Source organism: Modicisalibacter sp. 'Wilcox', from assembly GCF_010993675.1.
Classification (GTDB): Bacteria; Pseudomonadota; Gammaproteobacteria; order Pseudomonadales; family Halomonadaceae; genus Modicisalibacter; species Modicisalibacter tunisiensis.
In genome coordinates this window covers 1-12061 of record NZ_WNXF01000019.1, presented here as the reverse complement: position 1 = coordinate 12061, position 12061 = coordinate 1, and the positions used below count along the sequence as shown (strand labels likewise).

10 protein-coding genes are annotated in these 12061 nt (G+C 68.0%); 3 read left to right on the top strand and 7 right to left on the bottom strand.

The features are described from left to right. Positions 1-3: 3 nt before the first annotated feature. Positions 4-1149, bottom strand: coding sequence for a glutamine-hydrolyzing carbamoyl-phosphate synthase small subunit (gene carA, locus G7A98_RS15010; protein WP_205596288.1), 1146 nt, complete (start codon positions 1147-1149; stop codon positions 4-6). 295 nt (positions 1150-1444) lie between these two features. Beyond that, entirely contained in the window at positions 1445-2272 is an 828-nt protein-coding gene (gene dapB, locus G7A98_RS15005) for a 4-hydroxy-tetrahydrodipicolinate reductase (protein ID WP_163650491.1), read from the bottom strand. Positions 2273-2401: 129 nt separating this feature from the next. Between dapB and G7A98_RS15000 the strand changes: the two genes are divergently transcribed. Further along, positions 2402-3373 carry an esterase-like activity of phytase family protein gene (locus G7A98_RS15000; RefSeq protein ID WP_163650490.1) on the top strand — a complete coding sequence of 324 codons (972 nt, stop codon included), beginning with the start codon at positions 2402-2404 and terminating at the stop codon, positions 3371-3373. On the opposite strand, the gene G7A98_RS14995 is transcribed toward G7A98_RS15000, so the two are convergent. The 5 genes from G7A98_RS14995 to grpE form a co-directional block, all read right to left on the bottom strand. Then, the gene (locus G7A98_RS14995) at positions 3345-4271 is read right to left on the bottom strand and encodes a DMT family transporter (RefSeq protein WP_205596287.1); all 927 of its coding nucleotides are present in this window, start codon (positions 4269-4271) and stop codon (positions 3345-3347) included. The two genes, G7A98_RS15000 and G7A98_RS14995, sit on opposite strands and share 29 nt — an antisense overlap. A 64-nt stretch (positions 4272-4335) precedes the next feature. Next, complete coding sequence (locus G7A98_RS14990) at positions 4336-4953, bottom strand: LysE family translocator (RefSeq protein WP_224416408.1); 618 nt, start codon at positions 4951-4953, stop codon at positions 4336-4338. Between the two features lie 192 nt (positions 4954-5145). Beyond that, complete coding sequence (gene dnaJ / locus G7A98_RS14985; RefSeq protein WP_163650489.1) at positions 5146-6291, bottom strand: molecular chaperone DnaJ; 1146 nt, start codon at positions 6289-6291, stop codon at positions 5146-5148. Between the two features lie 89 nt (positions 6292-6380). Next, entirely contained in the window at positions 6381-8315 is a 1935-nt protein-coding gene (gene dnaK, locus G7A98_RS14980; protein WP_163650488.1) for a molecular chaperone DnaK, read from the bottom strand. Positions 8316-8420: 105 nt separating this feature from the next. Then, positions 8421-9041 carry a nucleotide exchange factor GrpE gene (gene grpE, locus G7A98_RS14975; RefSeq protein ID WP_163650487.1) on the bottom strand — a complete coding sequence of 207 codons (621 nt, stop codon included), beginning with the start codon at positions 9039-9041 and terminating at the stop codon, positions 8421-8423. Positions 9042-9236: 195 nt separating this feature from the next. Here grpE and recN point away from each other — a divergent pair, with 195 nt between their 5' ends. Both recN and G7A98_RS14965 read left to right on the top strand, forming a co-directional pair. Then, complete coding sequence (recN, locus tag G7A98_RS14970; RefSeq protein WP_163650486.1) at positions 9237-10910, top strand: DNA repair protein RecN; 1674 nt, start codon at positions 9237-9239, stop codon at positions 10908-10910. 218 nt (positions 10911-11128) lie between these two features. Continuing rightward, positions 11129-11800: a YoaK family protein gene (locus tag G7A98_RS14965; protein ID WP_163650485.1), complete on the top strand. Its 672-nt coding sequence runs from the start codon at positions 11129-11131 to the stop codon at positions 11798-11800. The last annotated feature ends 261 nt before the right edge of the window (positions 11801-12061 follow it).

The window sequence follows — 12061 nt, the reverse complement described above, 5'->3', positions numbered from 1 at the left end:
GGCTCAGCGGCGCTGGCGCATCATGCCGACGAAGCGGTCGAACAGCGGCGCGACATCCCGCGGCCCCGGGCTCGCCTCGGGGTGGCCCTGGAAGCTGAAGGCCGGCCGGTCGGTGCGTTCGATGCCCTGCAGGGTACCGTCGAACAGCGAGCGGTGCGTGGCCCGCAGGGTCGCCGGCAGCGTGGTCTCGTCGACCGCGAAGCCGTGGTTCTGACTGGTGATCATCACGTGTCGGGTGTCGAGGTCCTGCACCGGATGGTTGGCGCCGTGGTGGCCGTGATTCATCTTCACGGTCTTCGCCCCGGAGGCCAGCGCCAGCAGCTGGTGGCCCAGGCAGATGCCGAACAGCGGCACGCCGCTTTCCAGCAGCTCGCGGAGCGCCGTGATCGCGTAGTCGCAAGGCTCCGGGTCGCCGGGGCCGTTGGACAGGAAGATGCCGTCCGGGTCGAGCGCCAGCACCTCGCTGGCCGGCGTCTGGGCGGGCACCACCGTCAGGCGGCAGCCGCGGGAGGCCAGCATGCGCAGGATGTTGCGCTTCACGCCGTAGTCGTAGGCGACCACGTGGAAGGGGCGCTCGCCCGCCGCGGCATCGGCATAGCCGGCCCCCAGCGCCCACTCGCCCTCGCTCCACGCGTAGGGCGACTGGCAGGACACCACCCTGGCCAGGTCCATGCCCTTGAGGCCCGGAAAGTCCCGCGCCACGGCCAGGGCGCGTTCGGCGGCGGCGTCCCCCTCGGCCTCGGCGCCGGCGAGAATCGCCCCGTTCAGCGAGCCCTTGTCGCGCAGGAGGCGGGTCAGGCGGCGCGTGTCGATATCGGCGATGCCGAGAATGTTCTGGGAACGCAGGTAGTCGTCGAGCGTCTGCTGATTGCGGAAGCTGCTGGCCAGCAGCGGCAGATCGCGGATCACCAGGCCCGCCGCGGCGATCCGGCCGGATTCCACGTCTTCCGCATTGGTCCCGGTATTGCCGATGTGCGGATAGGTCAGGGTGACGATCTGTCGGGTGTAGGAGGGGTCGGTGAGGATTTCCTGATAGCCGGTCATGGCCGTGTTGAACACCACCTCGCCGCTGGTCTGTCCATCGGCGCCGATGGCGCTACCCTGAAACACGCTGCCATCTTCCAAGGCCAGTATCGCGGGTCTGTTCAACGCAACGTCCTCCATTGCTTGTCGTGAATCGTGGTGCCTGCCCAGCCGTACCGCCACGCGGGCTGCCGTTCGAGGGATCAATCAGGCGGGTGGGGACAGGACGCGCAGCCGGCCGATCTCGACACGCAGGTCGTAAAAAAGCGGGACGAAACCCGGTAAAGACGGTTTCATCCCGCTTGTTGTCATCGATTCGGCATATGTGGCCTTGCTGATCGCCTTCACCCGGCCAAATTGACTGGATTTTACGCGATTTTTGCCGCCCGGGCTACCCCCGGCGGCGATACGATCCAGCGGGTCAGACCGACCCGGCCAGCCCCAGCACGTCCTGCATGTCGTAGCGGCCCGCGTCGCGCCCGGCGACCCAGCGCGCAGCCCGTACCGCCCCCCTGGCGAAGGTCATGCGGCTCGAGGCCTTGTGGGTGATCTCGATGCGCTCGCCCTCGGTGGCGAACATCACGGTGTGCTCGCCGACGATGTCGCCGGCGCGCACCGTGGCGAAGCCGATCTCCGTGTCGCTGCGCGGTCCGCACTGCCCTTCGCGGGCGAACACGCCATGCTCCTTGAGATTGCGTCCCAAGGCATCGGCGACCACCTCGCCCATCTTCAGCGCGGTGCCGGAGGGCGCATCGACCTTGTGGCGATGGTGTGCCTCGATCACCTCGATGTCGTAGCCTTCGTCGCCCAGTGCCCGGGCGGCGGTGGCCAGCAGGTTCAGCGTCAGGTTGACCCCGACGCTCATGTTGGGGGCGAAGACCATCGGCACCCGGTCACGATAGCCATCGAGCTCGGCCAGCTGGGCGTCGTCGAGGCCGGTGGTGCCGATGACGATGCGCTTGCCGTGCTCGGCGCAGAACGCCAGGTTGGCCAGGGTCGTCGACGGGTTGGTGAAGTCGATCAGCACGTCGAAGTCATCGACGACGGCGATCAGGTCGTCGCTGGCGCTCACGCCCGACCGGCCGACGCCTGCCAACTCGCCGAGATCGGCACCGGCCAGCGAACTGCCCGCCGCCACGATGCCGGCGGTCAGTTCGGCAGCCTCATCCTGATGCACGGCCGAAACCAGCGTGCGCCCCATGCGACCGGCGGGGCCCATGACGGCGATACGAACGGGGGTGCGGGACATGCGAACTACTCCTTGCGCAACTGTCGAAATGGCGATGTGGCGCAGTATATCAACGCACCGTCAGGGCGTCTGTCATGCAACCGCCATCGCCGTTTCCTACGCTGAACGAACGTCCTCGCCGGAGCCGCCATGCCTGCTTATCATCGCCGCCCGCTCCTCATCACCGCCTGCCTGCTGCTGACGGTCGGCTGCGCCGCGGGGGTTCGCCCCACCTCACTCGCCACGACGCAGACGCACGAGCGGCCCGTGCACGTGGCGTGGTGCGGTACTCTAGCGCTACCGGAAGCCTGGCTCGGCGATACGCCGCTGGGCGGGCTGTCCGCGCTGAGCTGGGATGCCGACGCAGCGCAGCTCTACCTGCTCTCGGACCGCGGTCGCGTGCACCGCGCGCGGCTAGAGTTTACCGATGGCACGCTCACCGGCCTGGTCCCGCTCGCCAGCCACGTGCTTCGCGATACTGCAGGCCACCCCCTGCCGACCGAAGCCGCCGATGCCGAATCGCTGATTCTCGAACGCGCCGACGACGGCGCCCCGGGCAATACACGGTTGCTGATCGGCTTCGAGGGCGATACCCGCCTGCAGCGCTTCTCCGCCGACGGTCGCGCGCTCGACCCGCCGCTGCGCCCCACCGGGTTGCGCGGCGCCGGCGACAACACCGGTCCCGAGGCGCTGACCGTGACGCAAGACCACGGGGTAATCGTCGGCCTGGAGAGCCCGCCGGCCGGCAGCGACGCCGGCGTCACCCGGCTGTTTTCGCTCGCCGGCGGCCGCGAATGGCGCTACCCGCTGGCCGACGAGGCGGGCAGCGCGCTCACCGACCTGGCCACCGAGGGCGATGACCTGCTGGCCCTGGAGCGAGCCTTCGCTCCGCCGGCGCCGCTGGTCATCAGCCTGCGGCGGGCCCACCTCGGCGACGACGGCAAGGTGGCGGTCACCGACCTCGCCCGGCTGTCGAGCGGCGAGGGCTGGCGGGTCGACAACTTCGAGGGCCTCGTCGCGCTTGGCGACCGGCGCTACCTGATGGTCAGCGACGACAACTTCAGCGTGCTTCAGCAGACCCTGCTCAGTTGCTTCACGCTGCCGCCTGCAGCCGACGGTTGACCGCATCACGGCGCAGCAGCAAAGCGATCGCCGCGAGCACCAGGGCGCTGCCGGGCAGCCACTCCCAGCCGATGTGCTGCGGCTCGCGCACGAACAGCACCAGCATCGACACGAACGGCACAAGATAGCCGTAGGCCGTCACGGCGGCCGGCGTCAGCACCGCCGTGGCGCGCTGCTGCAGCCAGAAGGTCAGCCCGCTGGAGAATAGCCCCAGATAGACCAGCAGCGCGGCGTCACCGACGGTCATGCCCGCAAGATCACTCGGCGATTCGCCGATCAGGCCCAGCAGTCCGATCAGGCCACCACCGACCAGCAGGCTCCAGAAGGTGCGCAGCCCCGCGCGCGGCGACAGCCAGCCCCGCGCCAGCCCCCACTTGCTGAGTACCGGGTACAGCGCGGACGCCACGCAGCCCACGAAGAACGCCGCTTCGCCGATGCCGAAGCGCATGCCGTCGAGCCGCCCGCCGGATTCCGCCCAGGCCAGCCCCAGCGCGCCGATCGCCCCCAGCAGCAGCACCCCCGGCAGCCGCCAGGCCAGGCTTTCGACGCGAAACATCAGGCCCAGGCCGAAGGCCAGCAGCGGCACGCTGACGAAGAGCGTCGCCATCGACAGCGCCGTGGCGCGGTGCGCCGCCCAGAACATGGTGCCGAAGAAACCCGCCAGGCACAGACCCATGACCGCGTAGAGCGCCAGCCCCGCCAGGCCCGGCCAGCGATCGGCATGATGAAACAGCAGCGGCGACAGGGCCAACGCAGCGACGGCGAAACGGATCGCGGTCAGCAGCAATGGCGGCAGCCCCTCGCTCATCAGCCCCACGGCGGGAAACGACAGCCCCACGAGCAGCGCCCACAGCATCATGCCCAGATGGGCGCGGGCCACCTCGCGACTAGACGTCATCGGCGACCTCCAGCGAGGAATCAAGAGACACAGTTGCGGCCTCGTCGCCGTGAAACGGTGAGGATCACCGCGAGAGCGTCAGCAGACCGTGGCCGCCCAGCGCGGCCAGCAGCCCGGCGCCGAGGCGCTGGACCAGGCGCGACGAACCGCGCTGCGCAAGCAGCCAACGCCGCAACGGCGCGGCCAGCGCCACCACCACGATGTCCGCCGAGGAGAACAGCAGATTGGTGGCCACCCCCAGGCACAGCAGCTGCCAGGTGACCGGCATCGCCGCCTCGGGCTGCACGAACTGCGGCAGGAAGGCGACGAAGAACAGCGCCGTCTTGGGGTTGAAGATCTCCACCAGCATGCTGTCGCGCAGCACACGCCGGGCGGATGCCGACGCCGCGACATCCGACGCCGCGGGCAGCCCCTCGCGCCACAGGCGCAGCGCCGCCCACAGCAGGTAAACGCCGCCGATCACCTTCATCGCCACATAGGCCGGCGGCACCGCAGCGAACAGCGCTGCCAGCCCCAAGGTCGCCGCCACCACGTGGACGTAGCAGCCCAGGTGCACACCCAACGCCGCCAGCCAGCCGAAGCGCTGCCCGCGCCCCAGGGTCTGGGCCACGGTATAGAGCATTGCCGGGCCGGGTAGATAGGCAAAGCCCAGCGCGGCGAGCACGAACGTCAACAGGTGCACAGCGGCCTCCATCGGAGCATCGATCGGGTTCATCCAGCCTAACGCCTCGCTCGCCAAGGCGCACCTTGACGGCAGCCGCCAGCGCAGGCCTCCGGTTCGGTGACTGCTTTCGCCAGGGCGGTGGCTCTCGCCGCAAAAAGGCCCCGACTCGCGAAGAGCGGGGCCTCGTCTTTGGCGGAGCATGGAGACGCCTTACGGCTTCATGTCCTCGAAGAACTTCTTCACGCCGTCGAAGAAGCTCGACTTCTTCGGCGAGTGATGGCTCTTGCTGCCATCCAGGCTGTCCTGGAACTGACGCAGCAGCTCCTTCTGCTCCTCGCCGAGATTGACCGGCGTCTCCAGCACGACCTTGCACAGCAGGTCGCCGGCCGGGCCGCCGCGTACCGGCTTGACGCCCTTGCCACGCAGCCGGAACAGCCTGCCGGTCTGGGTCTCGGGCGGAATCTTCAATTTGACCCGGCCGTCGAGGGTCGGCACTTCCAGCTCGCCGCCCAACGCGGCATCGACGAAGTTGATCGGTACCTCGCAGTGCAGATGACGACCGTCACGCTCGAAGATCGGGTGCGGCTTGATCGCCACCTGGACGTAGAGATCGCCTTCCGGGCCGCCGTTGACGCCGGCCTCGCCCTCGCTGTTGAGGCGAATACGATCACCGGTATCGACGCCGGCGGGAATCTTCACCGACAGCGTGCGGGTCTCGCGTACCCGGCCCTCGCCGTGGCACTCGCGGCACGGCACCTTGATGGTCTGGCCGGCACCGTGACAGGTGGGGCAGGTCTGCTGCACGGCGAAGAAGCCCTGCTGCATGCGCACCTGGCCCATGCCGTGACAGGTCGGGCAGGTCTCCTTGCTGGAGCCCGGCTCGGCGCCGCTGGCATCGCAGTGCCCGCAGGCCACATGGCGCGGCACGCGGATGTCGACGGTGGTGCCGGCGACGGCATCCTCGAGATCGAGCTCGAGATTGTAGCGCAGGTCGGCACCGCGCTGCGGGGCGTTGGGGTTGCGCCGCCCGCCGCCGCCGAAGATGTCGCCGAACACATCGCCGAAGATGTCGCTGAAGCCGCCGGCACCGGCACCGCCGAAGCCGCCGCCACCGAAGCCGCCCGCCTGGCCGTCGACACCGGCATGGCCGAACTGATCGTAGGCCGCGCGCTTCTCGTCGTCGGTCAGGACCTCGTAGGCCTCGGAGACCTCGCGGAATTTCTCGGCCGCGGTATCGTCGTCCGGATTGCGGTCCGGATGGTACTTCTGGGCGAGCCGTCGGTAGGCCTTCTTGATCTCTTTCTGATCGGCCCCGCGTTCGACGCCCAGCACTTCATAGTAGTCACGCTTGGACATGGATCTTGTCCGCCTCCGTGTCGGGCCACGGAAACAGCGACGCGGGAGTCATGCTCCCGCGCCGCCGGTTTCCGTGGGATCAGACGTGGTTACTGCTTCTTCTGGTCGTCGTTGACTTCCTCGTACTCGGCGTCGACCACGTCGTCCTCGGTCTTCCTGGCACCGCCGTCGGCCTGCTCGGCACCGCCCTGCTGGGCCGCCTCGCCCTGCTCGGCGTACATCTTCTGGGCCAGGCCGCCGGAGGCCTCGGTCAGCGCGTCCAGCTTGGTCTGGATTTCCTGCTGGTCGTCACCCTTGACCGCTTCCTCGAGCTCGCTGATCGCCGTCTCGATCTTCTGCTTCTCGTCGTCCGTGGCCTTGTCACCGGCCTCGCTGAGCGTCTTGCGTGCCGCGTGGATCATGCCGTCGGCCTGGTTGCGCAGCTGGACCAGCTCCTCGAACTTCTTGTCCTCGGCGGCGTGCGCCTCGGCGTCCTGGACCATCTGCTCGATCTCTTCCTCGGACAGGCCGCTGGAGGCCTTGATGACGATCGACTGTTCCTTGCCGGTCGCCTTGTCCTTGGCGGAGACGTTGAGGATGCCGTTGGCGTCGAGATCGAAGGCGACCTCGATCTGCGGCACGCCGCGCGGCGCCGGCGGGATGTCGGCCAGGTCGAAACGGCCCAGCGACTTGTTCTGGCCGGCCTGCTTGCGCTCGCCCTGCAGCACGTGGATGGTCACGGCCGTCTGGTTGTCATCCGCGGTCGAGAAGGTCTGGGTCTTCTTGGTCGGGATGGTGGTGTTCTTCTCGATCAGCGGGGTCATCACGCCGCCCAGCGTCTCGATGCCCAGCGTCAGCGGGGTGACGTCGAGCAGCAGCACGTCCTTGACGTCGCCGCCGAGCACGCCGCCCTGGATCGCGGCACCGATGGCCACGGCCTCGTCCGGGTTGACGTCCTTGCGGGCGTCCTTGCCGAAGAACTCGGCAACCTTGGTCTGCACCAGCGGCATGCGGGTCTGGCCGCCGACCAGGATCACGTCGTCGATCTCGCTGTTGGACAGTCCGGCGTCGGCCAGCGCGGTCTTGCACGGGCCCAGCGACTGCATCACCAGCTCCTCGACCAGCGACTCGAGCTTGGCCCGGGTGATCTTGACGTTGAGGTGCTTGGGCCCGGTGTTGTCGGCCGTGATGTACGGCAGGTTGACCTCGGTCTGCTGCGCGGCGGACAGCTCGATCTTGGCCTTCTCGGCGGCTTCCTTGAGACGCTGCATGGCGAGGTTGTCGCCGGACAGGTCGATGCCGCTGTCGGCCTTGAACTGGTCGACCAGGTAGTTGATCAGCTTGAGGTCGAAATCCTCGCCGCCCAGGAAGGTGTCGCCGTTGGTGGCCAGCACCTCGAACTGGGTCTCGCCGTCGACGTCGGCCACCTCGATGATCGAGATATCGAAGGTCCCGCCGCCCAGGTCATAGACCGCGATGGTCTTGTCGCCGCGCGACTTGTCCATGCCGTAGGCCAGCGCCGCCGCGGTCGGCTCGTTGATGATGCGCTTGACCTCGAGGCCGGCGATGCGCCCGGCGTCCTTGGTGGCCTGACGCTGGGAGTCGTTGAAGTAGGCCGGCACGGTGATCACCGCCTCGGTCACGGTCTCGCCAAGGTAGTCCTCGGCGGTCTTCTTCATCTTCTTCAGCACCTCGGCGCTGACCTGCGGCGGAGCCAGCTTCTTGCCCTTCACCTCGACCCAGGCGTCGCCGTTGTCGGCCTCGGCGATGGTGTAGGGCACCATCTTGATGTCCTTCTGGACCACGTCGTCCTGGAAGCGACGGCCGATCAGGCGCTTGATGGCATACAGCGTGTTGCTCGGGTTGGTCACCGCCTGGCGCTTGGCGGCCTGGCCGACCAGCGTCTCGCCGTCATCGGTGTAGGCGATGATCGACGGCGTGGTGCGTGCGCCTTCGGCGTTCTCGATGACCTTCGGCTTGTCGCCGTCGAGCACGGCTACACAGGAGTTGGTTGTCCCCAGGTCAATACCAATGATGCGTCCCATATAAACACCTCGAAGAATCGTTACTTGCTGTTCGGAGCGGCGATACCGCGTCTTTGTCGTCTATGTGGGGGCTCGTCGGCGCCTTTCAAGGGCCGGCCCGCCGGTTCAGCCCGCGGCCTGGCTGACCACCACCATGGCCGGGCGCACCAGACGGCCGTTGAGCAGGTAGCCCTTCTGCATGACGTCGATCACGGTGTTGGGCTCCACCTCGGCGTTGGGCACCATCGCCATGGCCTCGTGATACTGCGGGTCGAACGGTTCGCCCTGCGGCTCGACGGACTCGACGCCGAACTTGGCCAGCACATCGAGTTGCAGCTTGAGGGTCATCGACACGCCCTCGCGGTGCGCCTCGCTGGCGTCCTCGCCCATCGATTCCAGCGCCTTTTCCAGGCTGTCGACCACCGGCAGCAGTTCCTTGACGAACTTCTCGAGGGCGAACTTGCGCGCCTTCTCGACGTCCTGCTCGGCGCGGCGGCGCACGTTCTGCGCCTCGGCGGCGGCACGCATCGCCTGATCCCTGGCATCGCTCAGCGCCTGCTCGAGCTCCTCGACCTTGGCCGCCAGGATCTCCGCTTCGGGATCGGCCATCGCCTCGGCGTCGGCGGCCGCGTCCTCGGCGGCATCGGCCTCGTCGAGCTGGCCCTCGAGCGGCTCGTCCTGTGGCTCGGCGCCCTGTTCGGCGCGTTGCAGTTCCTCGTCCAGCGGCGTCTGTGGGTCTTTGGCCATGTCGCTCTCCTGAGAAAGTCGCCCCGCGACCGCGCCGCGGCCGCCGGGAGTGATCGATTGCCCTCGTATATGGGGATGACCGCGACAATCTCAAGGCGCTCGGCAGGGTTCGCGGCAGTGGATTGCAGGGGACCCGGTGCTACTGTATAAACACACAGACCCTTGTCGTGCCGATTCCCGTTCCAGGAGGTGGCCATGCTGGTGCAACTCGCCGTTCGCGACTTTGCCATCGTCGAGCGTCTCGAACTCGATCTCGGTGGTGGCATGACCGCCATCACCGGCGAGACCGGCGCCGGCAAGTCCATCCTGCTCGATGCCCTGGGCCTGTGCCTGGGCGAACGCGCCGATGCCGCCAGCGTTCGCCACGGCACCCGGCAGGCCGATCTCAGCGCGCGCTTCGATATCCAGCGCCTGCCGGCCGCCCGCGCCTGGCTGGAGACCCGCGAACTGCCCGCCGACGACTGCCTGCTGCGCCGGGTCGTCACCCGCGCCGGCCGCTCCAAGGCATGGATCAACGGCCAGCCCTGTACCATCGCCGACCTCAAGGCCCTCGGCGAGACCCTGATCGAGATCCACGGCCAGCATGCCCATCAGGCACTGCTTCGCGAGGAGACCCATCGCCGCCTGCTCGATGATTTCGCCGGCCTGGGTGCCGACGTCGCCGCCCTGGGCGAGACCTTCCGCCACTGGCAGGCCCTGCAGCGCCGGCTCAAGCAGCTGGCCGACACCAGCGACGAGCTGCAGGCCCGCCGCCAGCTGCTGCGCTATCAGGTCGAGGAACTGGATCAACTGGCCCTGGCCGAGGGCGAGCTGGCCGCGCTGGAGCGCGAACAGGCCACGCTGGCCAACGCCGAGCAGATCATCGGCGACACCCAGTTCGCCGTCGACTGCTGCGAGCATGACGAGGGCGGAGCGCTGAACCTGCTGCACCAGGCACTGAGCCGACTCGAGGCCCTGCCCGGCAGCGAGCGGGGCACGATGGCCGAGGCACGCGGCATGCTCGGCGAGGCCCGCATCCAGATCGAGGAGGCCGCCCGCGAACTGCGCCACCTCGCCGATGCCACCGAGCTCGACCCGGAACGCCTGGCGCATGTCGAGGAACGCCTGGGCGAGGTGCACCGCATCGCCCGCAAGCATCATGTGATGCCCGAGGAGCTGACGAGCCTGCATGCCACCCTGCGCGACGAGCTGGAGAGCCTGGAGGGGGGCGATCAGGACCTCGAGGCCCTGAGTGCCGAGGCCGAGACCGCCCGCGAGGCCTATCGGCAGCAGGCCCGGCGCATCGGCGACACACGGCGCCAGGCGGCCCCGGCCTTCGCCGAGGAAGTGCAGTCGCAACTGGGCTTTCTGGCCATGGGCAAGGCGCATTTCGCCGTGGACGTCGAGGAACGCGACACTCCGCAGCCCGAGGGTCTGGAAGCCGTGCGTTTCCTGATCAGCGCCAATCCCGGTCAGCCGCCTCGGCCGCTGGCGAAGGTCGCCTCCGGCGGGGAACTGTCGCGCATCAGCCTGGCCATCCAGGTGGTCGCCGCCACCCACAGCACCATCAGCACGCTGGTCTTCGACGAGGTCGACGTGGGCGTCTCCGGCGCCACGGCGGAGATCGTCGGCCAGCTGCTGCGGCGGCTGGGCACGAACGGCCAGGTCATGACCGTGACCCACCTGCCGCAGGTCGCTGCCCAGGCACATCACCACCTGCATATCGAGAAACAGACCGCCGAGGACACCACGCAGACGCAGATGGCGCTGCTCGACGGCGCCGGGCGCGTCCGCGAGCTGGCGCGCATGCTCGGCGGCGTCCATCTTTCGGACCAGACCCTGGCCCATGCCCGGGAGATGCTGTCCGCCAGCCAGCGGCCGCACCACTGACTCATCCCCGCTTCTTTCGGTTTCATCGCGAGCCGGTCCGGGCATCCCCGACCGGCTTTTTTGTGGACGACCGCCAGGCTCCGGGAACGCCGTACGAGGCAATGCCCCTGTCAGAGCGAGGCCTACCGACCAACGGGTCGCCGATAACATGCGACAATCGTGCAGAGGCGGCGCAACGCCCGGCCGCCCCGGTATGACGATATCCTCAAGGAGCGCTCGTGATCACTAGACTGCCCCGATGGGTCGAATATGGTGCCTTCGTCCTGGCATTGACGGCAGGTTGCATCAATGCGGTAGGCCTGCTGGGATTTGCCCATCAGGCGATCTCTCATCTGTCCGGCACGGCCACGTTGCTCGGCACGGGGCTGATGCGTGGCGTATTCGGCGAGTCGCTGCACCTGGCCGGCATCCTGGTCAGCTTTCTGCTCGGAGCCGCTCTTTCCGGTGCCCTGCTCTGCGGCGAATCGCTGAAGCTTGGACGCCATTACGAGACCCTGCTGGTCATCGAGGGCGGCCTGTTGCTCATCGCGATCCCCGTGCTGCAGGCCCACCATCCCGCCGGCCAGTATATCGCTTCCGCCGCCTGCGGCCTGCAGAACGCCCTGGTGACGACCTACAGCGGCGCAGTGGTGCGTACCACCCACCTCACCGGCATCTTCACCGATCTCGGGCTCATGCTGGGAGAAGCCTTTCGGGGACGTGCCTTCGACCGACGCAAGGCCACGCTCTTTCTGATCATTGTCTCGGGATTCATCGCCGGTGGCGCCATGGGTGCCTGGCTGTTTGCCCGACTGGCGTTTTCGAGCCTGGCCGTGCCTGCCGTCATCTGCCTTGCCCTGGCCATCAGCTATCGGGGTTATTACCAGTACCGTATCGGACGGCAAGAATGACTCGAGAAAGTCCCGTCACCTGGCTGGCCATAGGCTGGCTGGCCTTGTGGCAGCGGCGCGCCTGGTGATGGTGTGGGTTGGAGTCCGCGAAAGGACCGGGGAAGGAAGCACGCAGGCACTGCGCTGCCGGAAAGAAAGCCTGTACTGTGACGAAGAGACTGCGAGAGAGGGCCACTTTTCTCGTCCCCCAACGCAAAAACCCCGGCCGTTGGGCCGGGGTTTTGCGGGATAGATGCCTGACGATGACCTACTCTCGCATGG